The sequence below is a fragment of the uncultured Boseongicola sp. genome (genome assembly GCF_937988555.1).
GTDB lineage: Bacteria > Pseudomonadota > Alphaproteobacteria > Rhodobacterales > Rhodobacteraceae > Boseongicola.
This window is the reverse complement of record NZ_CALJXO010000011.1, coordinates 1-18544: the sequence shown is the minus strand read 5'-3', so window position 1 is coordinate 18544 and position 18544 is coordinate 1. Positions and strand designations below refer to the sequence as shown.

Annotated in this window: 13 protein-coding genes and 2 pseudogenes; 5 read left to right on the top strand and 10 right to left on the bottom strand. The window is 55.4% G+C overall.

Features of this window, described 5'->3' with window-relative positions; all coding sequences use genetic code 11:
- A pseudogene (locus Q1B15_RS00605) lies at positions 1 to 261 on the bottom strand (IS630 family transposase); the annotation flags it as partial.
- A gap of 634 nt (positions 262 to 895) precedes the next feature.
- On the opposite strand from Q1B15_RS00605, the gene Q1B15_RS00600 reads away from it, so the two are divergent.
- From Q1B15_RS00600 to Q1B15_RS00595, 3 genes are read left to right on the top strand one after another with little or no spacing between them, the layout of a single operon-like run.
- The gene (locus tag Q1B15_RS00600; RefSeq protein WP_299748598.1) at positions 896 to 1249 is read left to right on the top strand and encodes a spore germination protein GerW family protein; all 354 of its coding nucleotides are present in this window, start codon (positions 896 to 898) and stop codon (positions 1247 to 1249) included.
- Between the two features lie 6 nt (positions 1250 to 1255).
- The gene (locus tag Q1B15_RS23270; protein ID WP_366141642.1) at positions 1256 to 1822 is read left to right on the top strand and encodes a DUF2953 domain-containing protein; all 567 of its coding nucleotides are present in this window, start codon (positions 1256 to 1258) and stop codon (positions 1820 to 1822) included.
- A complete protein-coding gene (locus Q1B15_RS00595; RefSeq protein WP_299748595.1) occupies positions 1819 to 2073 on the top strand; it encodes a hypothetical protein in 255 nt (84 codons plus the stop codon). The genes Q1B15_RS23270 and Q1B15_RS00595 overlap by 4 nt, the downstream gene beginning before the upstream one ends.
- A gap of 272 nt (positions 2074 to 2345) precedes the next feature.
- Here Q1B15_RS00595 and tnpA read toward each other — a convergent pair.
- Positions 2346 to 2763, bottom strand: a pseudogene (gene tnpA / locus Q1B15_RS00590) (IS200/IS605 family transposase).
- 421 nt (positions 2764 to 3184) lie between these two features.
- Between tnpA and Q1B15_RS00585 the strand changes: the two are divergent.
- Together Q1B15_RS00585 and Q1B15_RS00580 are read left to right on the top strand one after the other, a co-directional pair.
- Complete coding sequence (locus Q1B15_RS00585) at positions 3185 to 3655, top strand: host attachment protein (RefSeq protein ID WP_299748592.1); 471 nt, start codon at positions 3185 to 3187, stop codon at positions 3653 to 3655.
- 345 nt (positions 3656 to 4000) lie between these two features.
- Entirely contained in the window at positions 4001 to 6673 is a 2673-nt protein-coding gene (locus Q1B15_RS00580) for a cation-transporting P-type ATPase (protein ID WP_299748589.1), read from the top strand.
- A gap of 446 nt (positions 6674 to 7119) precedes the next feature.
- Here the strand turns inward: Q1B15_RS00580 and polX are convergent, their stop codons facing one another.
- The 8 genes from polX to Q1B15_RS00540 form a co-directional block, all read right to left on the bottom strand.
- Positions 7120 to 8841: a DNA polymerase/3'-5' exonuclease PolX gene (polX, locus tag Q1B15_RS00575; RefSeq protein WP_299748586.1), complete on the bottom strand. Its 1722-nt coding sequence runs from the start codon at positions 8839 to 8841 to the stop codon at positions 7120 to 7122.
- Between the two features lie 3 nt (positions 8842 to 8844).
- The gene (gene ligA, locus Q1B15_RS00570) at positions 8845 to 10851 is read right to left on the bottom strand and encodes an NAD-dependent DNA ligase LigA (protein ID WP_299748584.1); all 2007 of its coding nucleotides are present in this window, start codon (positions 10849 to 10851) and stop codon (positions 8845 to 8847) included.
- A gap of 509 nt (positions 10852 to 11360) precedes the next feature.
- Positions 11361 to 11924, bottom strand: a complete 564-nt coding sequence (locus Q1B15_RS00565) for a nucleotide exchange factor GrpE (RefSeq protein WP_299748581.1) — start codon at positions 11922 to 11924, stop codon at positions 11361 to 11363.
- A 28-nt stretch (positions 11925 to 11952) separates the two neighbouring features.
- The gene (locus tag Q1B15_RS00560) at positions 11953 to 13362 is read right to left on the bottom strand and encodes a DegQ family serine endoprotease (protein ID WP_299748578.1); all 1410 of its coding nucleotides are present in this window, start codon (positions 13360 to 13362) and stop codon (positions 11953 to 11955) included.
- Positions 13363 to 13418: 56 nt separating this feature from the next.
- Positions 13419 to 13928, bottom strand: coding sequence for an Hsp20/alpha crystallin family protein (locus Q1B15_RS00555; protein WP_299748576.1), 510 nt, complete (start codon positions 13926 to 13928; stop codon positions 13419 to 13421).
- A gap of 44 nt (positions 13929 to 13972) precedes the next feature.
- Complete coding sequence (locus Q1B15_RS00550) at positions 13973 to 14374, bottom strand: Hsp20/alpha crystallin family protein (protein ID WP_299748573.1); 402 nt, start codon at positions 14372 to 14374, stop codon at positions 13973 to 13975.
- Positions 14375 to 14398: 24 nt separating this feature from the next.
- Positions 14399 to 14842, bottom strand: coding sequence for an Hsp20/alpha crystallin family protein (locus Q1B15_RS00545; RefSeq protein ID WP_299748570.1), 444 nt, complete (start codon positions 14840 to 14842; stop codon positions 14399 to 14401).
- Positions 14843 to 15274: 432 nt separating this feature from the next.
- Positions 15275 to 17932 (bottom strand): erythromycin esterase family protein, encoded by a 2658-nt coding sequence (locus Q1B15_RS00540; protein WP_299748567.1) that lies wholly within the window; start codon positions 17930 to 17932, stop codon positions 15275 to 15277.
- Between the last annotated feature and the right edge of the window lie 612 nt (positions 17933 to 18544).

Genomic DNA, 18544 nt, shown 5'->3' with positions numbered 1-18544 from the left:
CGCCGTCAACTCGTCAATCGTCAGATCGGGCTGAGCCGCGATCCGCGCACGTACCCAATCCTTGACACTTGTCAGCTTGCCGCGCCCAGGATTGCCCTGCGGCTTGGGCGCAAGCGACCCGGTCTCGCGCTTGAGCCGCACCATGTCGTTGACGAACTTGATCGAAACGCACAGTCGCCGAGCCGTTTCAGTGTGTGTGTTTCCCTGAGCAACAAGCGCGACGGCGCGCTCGCGCAGCTCAACAGGATGCGGTTTACCCATCTCTGACCCCCAATATCTGCCTCAAAGGCAGGAAATCACAGATTGAACACCATGGGAATCCCGAATCCGATCAGGACCGACACGCTCTAGCGTTTAGGGTCAACGGCAGCTTTGTCCTGTGGTTTCAACGGATCGACGCAACACTTTAGTCTTTTTGGAAAGATGGAGTGTTAGAGATGAAGTATCGTACGCGGACGTTTTATACGGACAAACAGAAGTCGGAGATGTGGGGTCGGTGGCAGCGCGGTGAGAGGCCGCGAAAGACCTTGCACTACCAAACGCCTGCTGAGAAATTTGAGGCATGTGTTGCAACGATCAGTTGAAACCACAGGACAAACCCGCCGTTCGCTGCAGAGCGGCACCGGAAGGCCAGTTGAATAACTGCTATGCGGAGAGGCTGTGTGAAAACTCCGTGATCGTAGATTCCGGGAGAATTTTTTTCCACTAGGAAACCCGTCATCCACCTACTTGGGAACAAAGTCCTGCGATATGGCGCTGGAGTTCTCGTGGTTTTTGATCTCGCGAAGTTTTCACACAGCCTCCGGACAAAACCGCCATTGATTATAGTCAATTTGCTGCTTCAGTATCTGTGATAACGAGATGAGTACGGTCTCATAAACTCACGGAGAATGTCATGGAAGATGTCGAAAAGCTGTTGAAGGGCACCGTTGAAGAACTTGATCGATTACTGAATGCCAAAAATGTCTTGGGCGATCCAATTGAACGGGAAGGCTCCACCGTCATTCCGATTGTGAGTTACGGTTTCGGGTTTGGTGCTGGCGGGAACGTCGTAGCGAAATCAGGAACTGGTGCTGGAACCGGCGGCGGCGGCGGCATCAAGCCTTTGGGTGCAATTATTTTTGACAAGGACGGTGCGCGTGTCGAAGCCGTGAAGGGGGCTCTAACCAATGTGGCGGAAGTAATCGGAGAAACTGCCGCACATGTTATGAAAAATCCCTCTCAAACCAAAGATAGCACCAAAGCCTGATCTGCTGTGGTCACGTTTTCCGCAATATTCATTTGGCGTGTTGGTTTTCTGGTCGTCATTCTAGCTGGTTTGCTTGTGACACCTGTTGATCTGCGTGCATACCTGCGCACTTCGTCTCAGTCGATCTATCGCGTCGACGCAAAGTTTTTTGCCGGTCTGTCACCCAGTGTGACGATCTTCGACAGTTCACGTCGGAAAAGATCTATAGCAAAGAGACCAAAAAAGAAAAGGGACCGGAATAGGCGTAAAAGCCAGGTATTTGGTCGCGCAGATATTGTGTCCGCGTTTACCCGACTCATTTCTGGCCTCTTCGGTGCAATACATTTTAGACGTCTCAATCTTGACGTTGAGTTTGGCCTGCATAACCCCGCCGACACCGGCCAATTCTATGGTTACCTGATGCCACTGCAATATGGTGGCTGGCTAGCGCAAGGCCTGTCGATTTCAGTGCGTCCGAATTTTGAGCGCGTTTGTTTTTTTGGCGAAGTGGACGCGTCAGTTCGCGTTACGGCGGTATCGTTAATGCTCCCGTTCATTCAGTTTGCTTGGTATGCATATGGCCCGAGAAGATGAAGGTTGTTCTAGAAACGCAACTTGTCCTTGGTAAAACCATTGTTGCGGCATTGGTTCGCAATGTGGTCCATGAACATCATTCAGGCAATCACGTGGCAGTTATCGGAGATAGAAGCCCGCTTGCTGTGGTTATCAAGGTTGGAGATCAAATAGATGCGTTCACTTTGCAAGGCGAGCCTTTGGCGATCTCGCAATTGAAGGCGCTATATCCAGACGCTATTGCAGCCTTGATGTCTACAGGTTTGTCGTGAGATAAATTGTTCCATCCCGGACGATCACATAGATCCTCGCCGCTCTGCATTCTTCATGGCAAGATCGGTTTTAGATGACACCCGGAAGGACGTTCAATGCTGATCAATCTTCATAGCTAGGCGACGACGACACCCAAAGTGCGGGCGGAAATTCAAGCGACCGACGAGCGGCAGCTAAGGGCCGTTCATGTTGGTCGGGGCGAGATCGTTTGGCAGGATCGCTGCGATGCGGCTAACGGCAGCAAGGAGCCCAAAGCGGTCGGACTAAACGACTACCGACTTGCGTCGGTAGGATTAGCGATGTGCTGTTCGAGGTACTGAAGTGCGATGTCTTCGGTGATGGCCCCGTTGGTGGTTGAAAAGTACCCGCGTCCCCAAAAGTGCCTGCCCCAGTATCGTTTTTTTGAGATGCGGGAATTCACGTTGCACTTTGTGGGACGACCGTCCCTTCATGAGCCGCATCAGGTCACTGACCGCCAGTTTTGGCGGGACGGATACAAACATGTGGACATGGTCGCTCGACAACACGCCCCGGATAATCTCGACGCCGTTCTGAGCGCAAACCTGACGGCAAATGTCACGCACTCGCAGCTTAATGTCGCCCTGCAGCACTTTATAGCGATACTTGGTCGACCAAACGAGGTGGTAACGATGGTAGAAAACGCAATGTTTGCCCGTGAAATATTGCAAGTTCTTATCCTCCTGAAAAATGAGCCCTAAGACCTGCGGCGGCTTATTTTTCGGGAGGATAAAAACATAACCGATTCTTCGTGCTAAAGCACTCCCGTCTGGAAGACGGGGGGTTTAGACCAAGGAGTGGATACTAAAAATGCAACGTCCGCCGTTGCAGCAAAGCAACTGCCTAGACCAGTCAGAGAACCACGCTGCAATGCAGCCAAGAAAGCGGCCGTTTGTCTTAGCTGTAGTAAAGTCTGAGGGTCCTATGGGCCAGTTGCGGGGCGGAACGGACCCGGCAGTCAATGAACCTTTATGACATCGATCAAGGCGGCCCGTCGCGTGTTGTGTATATTGGACGTCATCTCAAAATGGGCATGTGGTAAGGCTTGCAGCTCCTTTTGGTAGTGGTGGATCTCATCCGAGGGGGGTGGCTTTGTCGAAGATTGTACGAATACCAAAAGACTTCGTGATCTTGGTCTGTGACGCGAATAAGGCTCTGATACTCAAGAATATTGGTCCTGCTGCACAACCGGAACTGCATGTCGATGACAGTATTGAGAATGAGCTTGATGAGGGCTCAGAGGGCACTGCCGCGCCACCCGGGCGGCGGTTTGACGGTGCCGCAACCGCAATTTCTGGTGGTTCCCGCAGCGCGATGGAAGCTCCCGATCTCGAAAGAAAACGTGCAGATGGGTTCGCAAAGAAAATCGTCGTTGCTTTGGTGCATAGAAACGCAAAAATGCCAATCGGCGGGCTTGTCTTGGTCGCACCTCCGTCATTCCTGGGCATTCTGCGCCAAAAGGTGACCGAAGAACTGAGAGTACTCATCCGGGTGGAAGTCGGAAAAGAACTTGCCGAAATGCCTGTTGCGGCTATTCAGAAGGTATTACTCAAGAGCCTATAGGGCTTGCGGTTATCTTGAGCATTGGAATATTAGCTCGGAACGCAATCGACCGATGCATCTCATCCGAACCGAATTCTTCGGGCTCGAAGCATGCCACTGCGGCGTTGAATGCTTTGCGTCTTTCCGCAGCCTAATAGCGGACGTAAGTAGGTTCGGTAGAATAGATTTGAATCAGATGCTTAGATAAGGTTCGCTGCCAGCCGCTCCCGATCGCGAAATCCTGCAGGCGCTGGAGCATCTTTTGGCTCTTATGCGTTGATATGCATTAAAGCTCTGCCGTCCCAACTCGGGTAATACACTTTTGGGCGGAACCGATTTCCGCACCCTGCTAAATGGAGAGAAAGTGTGCCCAAGAACCCAACCGATGCCGCTTTTTGCATGTCTGTTCAGGAACTGGCGGAGAAGTTGAAGTCTGATCCGAAGACTGGGCTAGGCGCAGATGAGGTGAAAAAGCGGCTGGAGGCGCACGGGCCGAACCGCCTGCGCCGCCAGAAAAAGAAAAGCGTGCTGGCGATTCTTCTGCATCAGGTCCGGAGCATTATCGTTTGGCTTCTGACAGCTGCAGCTGTGATGTCCTTCGTTCTGGGAGACATCGCCGAAGGCGTCGCCATCGCCTTTGTGCTGATCCTCAATTCGGCCATCGGGTTCTTTACCGAACTAAAAGCAGCGCGCTCCATAGAAGCTTTAATGCGCATTGCCGAGGTCCGCACACGGGTGCGGCGAGATGGTGAGGTCCGCATGATTGATGCGCACGAACTGGTTCCCGGCGATGTTATGATCCTTGAGGCGGGTGATGTCGTCACAGCTGATCTTCGGCTGAGTGAAGCGTCGAACCTGCAGGCGGACGAATCCGTGCTGACGGGGGAATCTGCGCCGGTGATGAAAAGCATCGAGCCAGTGGACAAAGATTCCGCCCTCGGCGACCGTCTCAGCATGGCGTTCAAGGGCACAGCGATTACTCAAGGTGCAGGTGAGGGAATCGTGACCGCGACGGGCATGAAGACGGAGCTTGGCCGCATTAGTGACCTGGCGCAAAGCGCAGAAGGTGAGGTCGCTCCATTGGAGCGTCGCCTTGACAACTTGGGCCATCGCCTTATCTGGATAACTTTAGCGTTCGCGGGGTCGACCATTTTTGCTGGTATTCTGCGAGGACACGACGTGGCAATCATGGTGCAAACCGGGGTTGCGCTTGCGGTAGCCGCCGTGCCCGAAGGGCTTCCGGTCGTCGCCACTCTCAGCCTTGCGCGCGGCATGTGGCGGATGAGTCAGCGCAATGCGCTGATCACCCGATTGTCCTCGGTCGAGACGCTGGGGGCCACAACGGTGATCCTGACTGACAAGACCGGTACGCTGACCGAAAACCGCATGACGGTAGTCCGGTATCTACTGGCCACGGGCGATGTGGATATTGAGGCCTGCGAGGCAACCGAAGGGCCAGAACCTGATAGCCCGATGGCGTGGGCGCTCCGGATCGGAGCGCTCTGCAACAATGCAGAGCTTGGGGACGGCTCGAAAGACAGCCGGAGCGGCGACCCGATGGAAATCGCGCTGTTGTCGGTTGCGGGTAATTTCGGAGCGTCGCGAAAGAGCCTTCTCGACGGTACCCCTGAGGTTAAAGAACATGCCTTTGATCCTGGGACGAAGATGATGGCAACCGTGCATGACGATGGCGACTGCTATCTCTTTGCCATCAAGGGCGCACCCGAGGCGGTGATCGACGTTTGTACGAAAGTGATTGGGCAAGACGGCGCTCAGGATATGACCGAAGATACGCGTCAGGAGTGGACAAATCGCAATTCCGAGGCCGCGCAGGACGGGTTGCGCCTGTTGGCCCTCGCGATGAAAGAGGGGGCACCAAAGGATGCGGATCCTTACGAAAGCTTAACGCTTGTGGGTCTGGTCTGTCTGCTCGATCCCGTCCGTAAAGACGTGCCAGACGCCATTGAGACCTGCCGCGCGGCCGGGGTGCGTGTGGTCATGCTGACGGGCGATCACGCAGACACCGCAGAGACCATTGCGCGGGAGGCAAGCCTTGGGAACGGCGAAATGTCGGTTGTCGAAAGCAGTGAAATTGATGGGCTTGATCCGGAAACCATCAGTAAAGATGATCGCGCGCGCATAATGGATGTGGACGTTTTTGCGCGTGTCTCACCCGAGACGAAACTCATGCTTGTGTCCTTGTTTCAGGACGCCGGGCATGTCGTTGCCATGACCGGCGACGGCGTGAATGATGCGCCGGCATTGAAGAAGGCCGACATAGGTATTGCGATGGGCCAGCGCGGTACGCAGGTGGCCCAGGAGGCCGCCGATATGGTTCTGCAAGATGACGCCTTCGCGACCATCATTGCGGCCATGCGGCAGGGACGAGTTATCTTTGACAACATCCGCAAGTTCGTCATCTACCTCATGTCCTGCAATGTCAGCGAAGTCCTGGTCGTGGGTTTGGCCGTGGGCGCGGGCTTGCCCACGCCACTTTTGCCGCTGCAAATCCTGTTCCTGAACCTTGTTACTGATGTTTTCCCAGCCTTCGCACTGGGGCTGGGGACAGGTGACGGTAACGTAATGGCTAAACCGCCGCGTAACCCGGCGGAAGCTATCGTCAACCGCCGGAGTTGGATCCTGATTGGCATTCTTGGCGCGTTCATCACGATAGCCACGCTGGGCGCTTTCGCCTGTGCGCTTTTCTGGCTGGGCCTTGACTCTGGCCCGGCGGTTACAGTGGCCTTTCTGACCCTTGCGCTAGCGCAGATTTGGAACGTGTTTAACGTGAGAGATCACGATTCGGGGCTGTTGCATAACGAGGTCACTCGGAACGGATATATCTGGGGGGCCATCGCACTCTGTTTGGGATTGATAGGCCTTGCTCTCTGGTTTCCACCATTGGCCGACCTTTTGGGCCTGCCGAACCCGGGGCGTGCCGGTCTAGTTCTCGCGGTCGCTTCCAGCCTAGTCCCGCTCTTGCTTGGTCAGGCATGGGTCTGGCTCACCGAACCATCAGATCGAGAGGGCAGTGGCTAGTGACGAACGCATGACCAGTCGTGACGCAAAATCTGGTGGACGGAGAACGCAGTCACAAGTCGCCGTGGGGTGCAACCGTCAACATGTGGCACCACCCTGACGCGCCTTAGTCAGGTGGCTTTGTGGGGGCGGTTGGCTTAAAGGACGTCAATTGTTGCGTCTTGCGTTCAAAGCATTTTAGTGTCGGTTTTGATCTCAATCATTCAGCCATACTGCCCTCTCGATAGAGTTCTGAAACCGTTTCTGTCCAACTGTTCAAGAAAGAACGGGACAAGCGGACGCTTACAGTCATAGTAAAAGTTCTCGGTTTTGTTAGTCGTCAGTTTCTGGTGTGGCAAGCGCGGCGAGCGCGATGCCATCAAACAACTCAAGCGCTCGGCGCGCTTCTACCGGGGTCTTTTTGTCAAGCGATCCCAGCGATTTTTTGCGTGATTGCAGTCACTTTCTTAGGGCCGTGTTAGGAGCCTCGCAACCTTTTTCCATTCGCGGGTATTCAGTACCTCCTTGGCCGAAAGCCAGCCCCGCCTAGCCTGATCGACACCATATTGAATGTTGTCGAGTGAGCCGCACTTATGCGCGTCTGTCGAAATGGCGATCATCACCCCTGCGTCCCTCGCAATGCGGCACTGCACGTCACTGAGGTCGAGGCGCTGCGGATCGGCGTTGAGTTCCAGACAGCAGCCCCGCTCTTTCGCGGCGATCACAAGGCGCTCAATGTTCACGGGGTAGGGCCGCCGCGTCCCGATGAGGCGGCCGGTGGGATGTCCGACGATACTGACCAAAGGATTGTCCATCGCTCGGATAATGCGCTCGGTCTGCTCCGCCTCAGACATGTTGAAATCCGAATGGACCGACACCACTACAAGGTCGAGTTTGCTCAATATTTTGTCGGGGAAATCGAGTGACCCGTCTTTAAGAATATCGACCTCGCATGAGCTGAGCAGACGAAATCCTGCGAAGGACTCGTTCATACGGGCGATTTCCTCGATCTGGTCTTCGAGTTCGCGCTCGGACAAACCTCCTGCCACGCGCTGGCTCTTTGAGTGGTCGGTGATAGCAAGGTATTCGTAGTCCTTTAGTATTGCGGCCTCGGCCATTTCGCGCAAAGTATTTTTGCCGTCCGAAGCCTTCGTGTGTGCATGCAAGTCTCCCCGGATGTCGTCACGCGTGATCAGTGCAGGCAATGCACTAACCTCGGCGGCTTCTATCTCGCCCTGGGCTTCGCGCAACACGGGGTCGATCCATGGCAATCCGATCTTTTTGTAAAGGTTGTCTTCCGTTGCTCCTGCAATACGCCTTGTTCCATTAAAAAGGCCATATTCATTGAGCTTAAGACCCCGCTTCTGGGCACGTCGCCGACAGGCAATGCCGTGCGCCTTTGATCCTGTGAAATAGTGAAGTGCAGATCCCCAACTTTCTTTTCCGACCACGCGCAGATCCACCTGAAGCCCTACACGCAGGGTAACCGTCGAACGGGTAGCGCCCTTCGAGGCAATGCTGACAATTTCATCATATTCGGTGAAGTGGTCTATTATTTTTCTGCCTTGCGCGCCCGCAGCCAGAATGTCGAGGTCTCCCACCGTCTCCTTACGGCGGCGGTAGCTTCCCGCGATCTCTGCTTTGCTGACACCTTCGATTTTACGAACCCAATCGAGCAGCGGCCCGGCGAAATCCTCGGCTTCGTCGATCCGCCACCGGCGCGTCCCGAAGTCGCTATGGGAAAGCTCTTCGAGGATTTTTGCTTGTGTCTTTGCGCCGAAGCCTGCGATCTTCTCGATCCTACCCTCTTCGGCGGCTTGCCTAAGATCGCCTATGGTGCGGAGGCTGAGCTGTTGGAAAAGCATCTGCGCTTTTTTGGGGCCAACGCCGGGAATACGCGTAGCCTCGACAATAGCGTCCGGCACCTTGCTGGAAACCTCTTTGAGAAGCTGCAATTTGCCAGTTCGGACGATTTCCGTAATCTTACCGGCCAGATCCTCTCCGATATTGGGCAATTCCGTGAGATTCTCGCCCGCGTCGACTATGTCGGTCATACTTCGACTGTTTCCGCGTATCGTGTTCGCCGCGTTGTGGTAGGCCCGCACGCGAAACGGGTTCGCCCCCTTAATCTCGAGGAGGTCTGCCAGATGGTCGAATATCTCCGCGATCTCGCTGTTGTGGACTGGCATGGCTCAACCTCCTTGACCTAAAAGTTTCCGAAAACCCGCTTCGTCGAGCGTCCTGACACCGTGCCGCTTTGCTTGCTCGAGCTTCGAGCCGGGCTTTTCTCCGACGACGAGGTAGTCTGTCTCATCGCTGACGGTCTTGGTCACACGCCCGCCGCGCCGCTCGATTTCTTGCGATGCTTCCGCACGCGTCCAACCCGCCAACGCGCCAGTGAGGACGAATGTCTTGTCTGCGAGGGTAGGTCCGGTCCTCTCTACCGGTTGGGGGGAGATATCGGCCGCAAGCAGCCTGTCAACAACGTCGCGGTTGCGCCTTTCCGCGAAGAAACCGACAATAGAGGCCGCAGTCTTGGGGCCGATATTGACCACTGCGCTGATGTTATCCTCAGATGCGTCACGCAGCGCTTTGAGAGATCCAAACGCACGCGCAAGCTGCCGAGCGGAGTCGCTGCCGACGTGACGGATGCCCAAGGCCCAAATAAAACGGTCCAATGGCAGCCTGGTTCTGTTTTGAATGGCGTCAAAAAGCGCCTTGGCCGATTTGGCTGCAAAGCCTTCGAGGGTTTTGAAATCTTCAGCAGATAAGTCGTAGAGGTCGGCGAGGGTTTTCACCATTCCCCGCTCGACTAGTTGCGAGGCTGTCTTGTCACCCAGACCGTCAATATCCATCGCGCCCCGGGCGGCATAGTGCACGATCCGGCCCACAAGCTGTGCGGTACAGGCGATGCTTGCGGGGCAGTATGCCATGGGTCCGCGCATTTCCAGTTTCGCGCCACATGCGGGGCACACCTCTGGCATTTCGAACACATCGCCTCGCTTCTGTCCCGGCGTATCCATGCGTTCGACGACTTTGGGGATCACATCACCCGCGCGCTCGATCCGCACAGTATCGCCCACTCTCAGATCTTTGCGGCGGATTTCGCTTGCGTTGTGCAGCGTCGCGCGCGCAACGGTTACGCCGCCCACATCGACTGGATCAAGCAAGGCGACGGGTGTGAGCGCCCCTGTCCGGCCCACGCTCACCGCGATGTCTGCGATCCGCGTTATCTCGTGTCTCGGCTCAAACTTCCAGGCCAGTGCCCAACGTGGGCTGCGTGCGCGTGTGCCCATAACCTCGCGCGCAGCGCGGTCATCAAGCTTTAGAACCATCCCGTCGATCTCGTAGAGCAGCTGGTCGCGTGCCTCCACGAGACGCTTGTGAAAGGCGCGGATGTTTTCCATCGACACGCAACGTTCCCGCGCGCCAAGAACAGGAAGGCCCAGATGCTCAAGCTTTTTCAAAAGCGCCTCCTGCGTCGGTGCATCTTGGATGCTTAAGCCTGTCGCATCGTAGAATGAAACCGCGAAACGAATGCCCTCTGCTCCAGCGGGATCAAGCCGCCTAAGAAGACCGGCGGCCGCATTTCGGGGGTTGGCAAAGGGCTCTTCACCCCGCTCAACGCGCGCGCGGTTCAGCTTCTGAAAGCTTTTTAAAGGCAAAAGCGCCTCGCCCCGTACGACCAACGCGTCGGGCACTTTCTTGGGATGCCGGAGCCGCAAGGGCAGCGCGCGCGCTGCGAGCAAAGTATGACCGATCCCCTCACCGGTGCGCCCGTCGCCGCGCGTTGACGCGCGATCAAAATGGCCATTCTCGTATACGACCTCCACCGACAAACCGTCGAACTTTGGCTCGGCCCATATCACCGCCTCATCTTCCCCCGTCTCGGTACGAATGCGTGCAAGGAAGCCTTCAACATCCTCCTCGTTGCGTACCGCGTTTAGGCTTAGCATCGGCGCGATATGTGATACTTTTTCCAGCCCGGTGCGCGGCGCTACGCCTACCCGCTGAGTAGGCGAGTCCGGTGTCACAAGGTCCGGGCGCTCTTGCTCCAGCAGTTCGAGTTCGGCGAACAGCCTTTCGTATTGTTTATCAGAGATCTCCGGCGCAGCCTCCACGTAATAGAGCTGGTCGTGCCGCACGATTTCGCTACGAAGGGCGGCTATCCTCTTTTTGATATCGGACCTGTTTGCCATTTTCTTAGGTTTCCTGAAGATACTTACTTGTCTTTTTGGGCGGATACTGAGGATTTCAACAGGTTCAATTGATCGGGAACTAGGCTGCAGGTCAGGAATGTCGGAACCAATGGAAATCGGACATGCATCATCACCGCCAGGTCAATAATCTCTCGGCTAGTTTTGAAATAGCCAAACTGCGATTGTTTTTGTGCCGGAGAGCCAGATGGTAGGCCCAAGTCGGTTACGTCTGGAGGGACTCTGCGAAAGGCCACCGTGACCCTACTCCACAACCAAGGGTTTTCCCCAGTGTGCTCGCTTGATCAACGGCGAGCCCTGATCGGCAGGTCTCATCACTTTCCCGATCCACTGTTCCATCCTACGGTCGCAAAGAACGCTAGTCGACGCGCGGACTTGGTAGGCTGACCGCAATTGCGGTTGGTACAATTGACGGGAGAGGGCACGAATGAACTGGTTTAAGGGTGCGCAGCTTCCAAAGAACATGATCCTCTTTACGGCGTTTTTTATGTTCAGTCCTTCGTCTGTTTGCTTGGGCTTGCGCTCACGGTCACATGGGCTGGTCGGATAAGCCGCTGTCCTAGGGCGAAGCCGGGACGATGCAGGACAAGAACCATACCTGGCTTGGTGTCATCAGTGTCCTGCGTTTGCAGGGCTTCATGAAGCGCCGGATCAAAGGGGGAGTTCTTTGGTGCAATCTCCCTGATACCAAGCGCCTTTAGGCCGGTCGTGAAGGCCGACTTCGTTCGGTTCAGGCCCTCTAGAAGCGCGACGATCAGTGGATTGTCGGCATCAGGACTGGTGCGAGCGGCCTCAATCGCTAGACAGATGTCATCGTAAGCCGGGGCAAGGGCCTCTACCGCGAGGGCCACACCATGTTCTCGCCCGTCAATACGGGCCGCATTGGCGTGCTTACGAGCGTTCTCGGCCTCGGCTAGGGCGCGCTTCCATTTGTCCGTGAGAACCTCTAGTTCTGCGTCAGGATCCCGAGTTGTTACTTCAGGTTCATCTGACGTTGGCTCATCTGACGTTGGCTCATCGGTGGGTTGATTGATTTTTTCTTTTCTTTTTTCCATGATTGGTTCCTTTCATGGGGTCTTGGCGTCAACGGACGATTAGAAATATGCGGGACGATCCGCGTTGGATGGTTAGGGCAAGCGCTCCGTCGATGGACGCAAGTTGCTGGCGCAACTCGGCAACTGATGTGACGGGCACCCGATTGGCGGCCACGATAATGTCGCCTGCTTCCAAACCTGAACGTGCGGCGCGGCTGTCGGCATCCACTTGGGCGATCACGACACCGGCAACATCGCCGTAAAGCGGGTCGCCGGGTTGCAGGTCTCGCAGCTCGGCCCCTGAAAGCCGCCCAAGCCCTTGCTTGCCCGCTTTTGCGCCAAGCTGCGCGCCTTTGCGCAACGTGGCCGTCAGTGTCAGCGTTTTACCATCGCGGATGATGCCGATTTCGATATCTCTGCCAAGCCGCTTCAATCCGATTTGACTGCGCAAATCGGCGGACCCGGCAATGGAACGACCATCAACAGACACAATCAGATCCCCGGGCTGAAATCCCGCCGCCTCGGCAGCGCTGTCCGGCTCGACTTGGGTGATAACTGCGCCTGCACCGGCTTCAATGCCCAAGGCTTCGGCAAGGTCGGGCGTAAAATCCTGAATCCTTATTCCAAGTTGTCCCCGTTGGACCTCGCCAAACTCGATCAGCTGATCGACAACGGCATTTGCCATATTTGCAGGCACGGAGAAACCAATCCCGACATTGCCGCCCGATGGCGCGATGATGGCGGTGTTGATGCCAACCAGCCGTCCATCAAGGGTCACCAAAGCGCCGCCGGAATTGCCTGGGTTGATGGAAGCGTCGGTTTGGATGAAATCCTCGTAGCCTTCTATGTTCAGCCCGCTGCGCCCCAATGCGCTGACGATGCCGGATGTCACGGTCTGGCCAAGACCAAATGGGTTCCCGATCGCCAATACATAATCGCCCACTTGGAGCCGATCGCTGTCGCCCAGATCAAGCGCGGTCAGGTCTGTGGCATTGATCTTGAGCAAGGCGATATCCGTGCCTGGATCACTGCCGATCAGAGTGGCATCAAATTGCCGCCGATCCTTGAGCGTTACGACGATCCGGTCTCCATTCTCTACGACGTGGTGGTTGGTCAGAACATACCCTTCCTCGGCATCAAAAATCACACCGGAACCCGCGCTCATTTGTCGGCGTGGCTGTGGCTGTGGCTGTTGCGGAAACGGCTGCATGTCAAAAAACCGTCGAAAAAACGGATCATTGAACAACGGGTTCAATTCGGCTGTTTGTTCGCTTTCGACCGAAATGTTGACGACAGCCGGTGTTACTCGATCCAGCAAAGGGGCCAGAGTTGGCAGCCCATCATCGTTTAAATATAACGGTCGATCCGCAGTTTGCGACGCTACCGGTGCGGTGAAGCTAAAGGTAAAAATGCAAATCGCGACCAATACGTGGCCGAGACGAGAAACTATAGCGTGCATAGCTTTTCTCCTTTGGACCTGAGGAATGGGGCCGGGGATGCCCGGCCCCGCATGCCTTATGCGGCTTTTATGGGAATACGTTTTACCTTGGCCTGCGCCTCTGCGGTCTTGGGCAGGGTTATGGTCAACACACCGTTCTTGAACTTTGCATCGGCTTTGTCAGGGTCGACGCCCGCTGGAAGCGGCACCGTGCGATAGAATGAGCCGTAGGACCGTTCAGACATGTAAACGCCTTTGCGTTCCTCTTCGTGTTCGACTTTCTTTTCGCCACGGATGGTCATCGCGTCGCTTGAAAGCGAAACGTCGATGTCTTTTTCCGTCATGCCGGGCAATTCGATTGAGACGTCAACGCTTTTGTCTGTCTCTGTGACGTCGGTGCTGGGGCCGAACATGCCCACAACATCGCTGCGGCCATTCCAGCCATTTTCAACTTTGTTCCAAAAGTCCTCGAACACGTGGTTGATGTCACGTTGCAGTGACACTAGTGGATTGGACCCGTTTTCTCTTTCGCTTGCCAAGCTCTTTTCTTTGTCCCGACCCCATGGGGTTAGATCGCTGATTTGCATTTTAGACTCCTTCCTTGATTGCGATGTTTAGATGGAAAGGCGGGCTATGCCGCCTTCACCGAGATTTTCTTGGGCTGGGTTTCGGGCGAGCGTGGCAATTCCAGCCGCAGAACCCCGTTTTTGAATTCCGCATCGATCCTTGCCTGATCGACCTCATCCGACAGGGTGAAGACGCGGATATAATCCCCAACCCGGTATTCGGACGACAAAAGGCGATAACCTTCAGGTGCGTACGGCTTGACCTTGCCGCGAAGTGTCAGGATTTGACGCTCCAGTGTTACATCAACATCACCCGGCGCCACACCCGGCATATCAGCCATGATCACCGTGGTTTCATCACGCTCAAAGATGTCGACCGCTGGTGTAAATGCCATCGCCCTGCGATTTGCGTCGCCGTTAGTTGTCGTCACGTCGTGCGTGTCTTGTGTGGTGAGGTCTTGTGCCATGTCACTCTCCTTTCAATCATGGTTTCAGGTTGTTTTAATCGCGATGCGCTTGGGTTTGTCGTCTTCGGGGCGTTGCATCTCGACGGTCAGAACACCATTTTCAAAACGCGCCTCAATCTGGTCGGGATTGACCCGGAAGGGCAGTTCGACCGAGCGCAAGAACGTCCCATCAGAACGCTCGTGACGATGCCAGACGATGTCGTCGCCCTTTTCGGAATCAGGATATGTGCCGCGAATAGAAAGCATTGTGTCCTTGACCGTCAGCTCGATGTCTTGCTCGGTCAGGCCGGGAAGCTCGATGCTCATAACAATGCTATCCTGACCGGCCCAGAAGTTGACTGGCGGATAGCATGCGGATGGGCCGGGCGTTCTGGACCCAGTAAAAAGCCGGTTCATTTCGCTTTGCTGCCGACGCATATCGGCAAACGGATCGCTGATGTTTAGTGGAGAAAAAATTGTCTGTAGCATTGTAAGACTCCTTTTTGTGTTGAGGTGGAACAGCTGCTCAACCGACCCCGGAAAGGAACAGTCGATGGGCCCGATACCTCCGGATAGGTGGGCAATGTGACAGAGATGTAATTGGATTCTGGCTAGGCCTGGAACGCTGAACGATCAGACAAGCGGCGGTGCGCGCGCGGCCGCAGATCTGAGTAGCAGCCAAAGGGACGGCTGCATTGTCCTCGCCATCCGCCATTCCACCACCTAGAGATCTGTATTTGACATCTCCGTTTGACGATTTGGGCAGCGGTCGTTCAGCTGTCAAGAACAGCAATAAAAATTTTATACACACCCAATGCGACAGATCTTGAATTCTCATTTTCTCTTCCTCAAGCGCGACGCGCGGCCATCCTGAGACGATTGCAGGTGCGCGCGCGACGGGGCAGGTCTGCCAGGCCCTTTTCACAGGCCAAACGGGTAGGTTTCGTCCTCTGTGGTATTCGTCAACGTGGGTAACGCAGTGACCGCCTGTGTTTGGTCGAACCAAACGAAAGCATCATATTGATTGGGCAGGGTGGCATAGCTGTAATGGCTCGCTCTTTCAGTCTCGGGCCGGTAAATGACGCCAATGTATCGCTGCAATCTTTGCTGGCTCAAAAGCTTCAGGAATTCAGGTGATTGTTGCTTTTTGAAATCCCACAGGAAGCGTTCAAGATCGACATCGTGGCACAGGGCCTCGTAACTATCGGGGCGCGGAGGGCGAATGTCTTTGGTCTCCATCGGCGCATTCCACTCGGAGGCTGCAGCAACGGTACCCGATGCCGTTCCAAATCCGATCAGGGCGGCTGTATCTCCATATTCCTCGCGGCAAAGCTGACCGATGTTCAACTCGCCACGGATGCGGCCCATATCGGTGTGACGCGCATCGCCGATGTGAGAATTATGCGCCCAAACCACGACTTTTTCGTCTGGTCCAGAATGGTTCAGGATTTGGCGCAGAGTCTGGAACATGTGCTGGTCGCGCAAGTTCCACGACAGTTCCGAGCCGTAGTACATCACGCGGTAGTAGCGTTCCGCATTGGCGACCAGCCGTGCGTTTTGCGCGGCATCAAAGAACTGATCACCATCCTGCGCGGTATAATCCAATTGCTTTTTGAACAGATCGATCAGGATTTGGGTGACGGGCCCTTCGCACACAGAAAACCCGCGCGTCAGGGCCGCGCGCCCATAGGCTGCGGGGTCCTGCGACCATGCCGACAGGCAGGCATAACGTGACCGGGCCACTTCGGCTGCCGTTTCGTCGACGCGGTCAAGATATTCCAGAACTGCAGCAATCGAGGAATTCATATTATAGAGGTCAAGGCCATAGAACGCGACGCGGTCGTCGACCTTTCTTGTCTGGTTATATTGCTCCAAATAGCGCGTGAATGCATCGAACTCGACGTTGCGCCACATCCATGTGGGAAAGCGTGCAAAGGGTGGTGTTTTCATCGCCTCCGGGCGTTTGTGCCGGATGTAGCGGTCAATCATTGCGGCGTCGGGCCAATCTGCTTCGACTGCAATACTAGTAAAACCGTGCTCTTCAACCAGGCGGCGGGTGATGGCGGCTCGCGCGCGATAGAATTCCGATGTGCCGTGAGAGGCTTCGCCCAGAAGCACCACGCGCTTTGATCCGAACCGGTCAAATGCTTTGGCAAAATCGGGATCACTGATCGAGGGCAAGGGCTCGGCGGCAGCGTGCAGGACAGAGCGAGCGGTTTTGGTCTTTGGCGGAGGTGCGGGCTTTGATCTTGTCGTCACGTGTTTGGTGAGATGCGCCTTGAACCAATTTGCGGCATGATCGACGGCACAGTCCAGTGTGCCCGGTTCTTCAAACAGATGACCTGCCCCTGGCACCAACTCCAGCTCCTTTCCGCAGGTCAGCGCAGCAAGAGCCTGTTTGTTCAGCCCGGTAACATCATGGTCCAGACTGCCGACGACCAGCAACGTCGGGCTGACGACCATCGGCAGATAATCCATAGCCAAATCCGGCCGACCGCCACGCGATACGACAGCTGCCACACGGCCTTTGAGTTCAGCCGCCGCGACAAGCGCCGCTCCCGCACCTGTGCTTGCCCCGAAAAGGCCAAGTGGCAAATCTTCAAGGTCAGGCTCGGAGGTGATCCAGATCGAGGCTTCGACCACGCGGTCAGCAAGCAGCGGAATGTCAAAAACGTTGCGGCGGTCTTGCCCCTCCTGAGGTGTCAAAAGATCAAACAGAAGCGTTGCAAACCCTTCGGCGTTCAGTTTCTCGGCGACATATGTGTTACGCGGGCTAAGTCGACTTGATCCGCTGCCATGTGCAAACAAGACGATACCGCGCGGGTTTGGTGGAACCGTCAGATCGCCGGGAAGTCCGAGTGGCGGAATGGACACCTGCCTTTTGTGGGTGGCTACTGTGACAGCGCGTGCGGTATTTGTCGGGCCATTTGAAACCTGAGCAAGCAGTGCCACTGTTTCGTCGTCCGTCAACTGATGAAAGTCGCGATAAAAGCCGCCCACGCCGCGGAATTCCGTTGCTGGATTCAGGCAAATGATGTCATCGGCCTGATCGGAGATGTCGTCCAAAGCCGTCTTTGGGGCGACTGGAAGGGCAACTATGATCCGCCTTGGATTGCTACGTTTCAGCCCAATCAACGCCGCCTTCATTGTGGCACCAGTGGCCAGCCCATCGTCTACAACAACAACGGCTCGACCCCTTGGGTCCAGCCTTGCCCGATCACCGAGATACAGCTTTTTGCGTCGCTCAAGCTCGGCTCTTTGGCTGGCCACAGCAGCCGATATGTAAGCCTCATCAGCACCAGACGCACGTTTCACGCTTTCGTTGATGACAATTTGTCGGCTCGCGCCCTCGACAATTGCACCAAGGGCGACCTCCGGATTTTGCGGAGCGCCGATTTTGCGCACAAGTAGCAAGTCAAGCGGCGCATGAAGCGACTTTGCGATCTCGACGGCCACAGGCACCCCGCCGCGGGGCAGGGCATAGATCAGGGGCTGGTCAAGCCCCAGTGCCGTCAGAGCCTCGGCCAGTTGCCGACCCGCGTCAGCGCGATTTATAAATGTGAGAGGAGTGTTTTCCATACGACTGTTTCTATGACATCTGGGCACTTGCCTATTGCGCAAAATCAACCGACCCTCATTTTTTTTTGGGCTTAATTCGTTCGCCCTGAATAACTCCTGTCCGACTGATTTTGTTTGAAAATAGCACGATTTTGTTGGGCTAGGTTGCAGGGTTTGGTATTATGGAGGCGGGATACCGGCTATTTCGAGCCACGATATGAAGCCAAGAAAACCACCCGCAGAACAAGACGACCTCCTGCGCGCCCGGTTGGTCGAAATGATCGACTGAGAAGTCTTCGAGCGGGAATGGTCCGAGTTTTTCCCGTCACATGGCGTTGTCACATTAACTTTTCTAAGTCGAAATATCGAAGTTTTTGAAAATACGGTTTACTGGATTTCAACGACTTAAGAGATTCCAAGTTCCATCAAGAAGACGAAATCTGCCGATAACTGAGTTAATGTGACAACGCACTTTTACCGCAGGTTTTGATATTTTGCGCGCCATATCGTCTCAAATTCCTGCTAAAACGCCTTGTTTTGAAGTTCAGATGCAAGAAGACGACGTCTTTTGCGCCTCTTGCGCATCAATAAAACCGCCTCGGCGCAGAATAGCAAAGGAAAACCGAAGCTTGT

Coding starts and splice junctions, on each gene's coding strand:
- polX (WP_299748586.1), bottom strand. CDS start 8,841: ATGCCAGTCCACAACAGCGAGATCGCGGAGATATTCGACCATCTGGCA.
- Q1B15_RS00555 (WP_299748576.1), bottom strand. CDS start 13,928: ATGCAAATCAGCGATCTAACCCCATGGGGTCGGGACAAAGAAAAGAGC.
- Q1B15_RS00550 (WP_299748573.1), bottom strand. CDS start 14,374: ATGGCACAAGACCTCACCACACAAGACACGCACGACGTGACGACAACT.
- Q1B15_RS00565 (WP_299748581.1), bottom strand. CDS start 11,924: ATGGAAAAAAGAAAAGAAAAAATCAATCAACCCACCGATGAGCCAACG.
- ligA (WP_299748584.1), bottom strand. CDS start 10,851: ATGGCAAACAGGTCCGATATCAAAAAGAGGATAGCCGCCCTTCGTAGC.
- Q1B15_RS00595 (WP_299748595.1), top strand. CDS start 1,819: ATGAAGGTTGTTCTAGAAACGCAACTTGTCCTTGGTAAAACCATTGTT.
- Q1B15_RS00540 (WP_299748567.1), bottom strand. CDS start 17,932: ATGGAAAACACTCCTCTCACATTTATAAATCGCGCTGACGCGGGTCGG.
- Q1B15_RS00600 (WP_299748598.1), top strand. CDS start 896: ATGGAAGATGTCGAAAAGCTGTTGAAGGGCACCGTTGAAGAACTTGAT.
- Q1B15_RS00560 (WP_299748578.1), bottom strand. CDS start 13,362: ATGCACGCTATAGTTTCTCGTCTCGGCCACGTATTGGTCGCGATTTGC.
- Q1B15_RS00545 (WP_299748570.1), bottom strand. CDS start 14,842: ATGCTACAGACAATTTTTTCTCCACTAAACATCAGCGATCCGTTTGCC.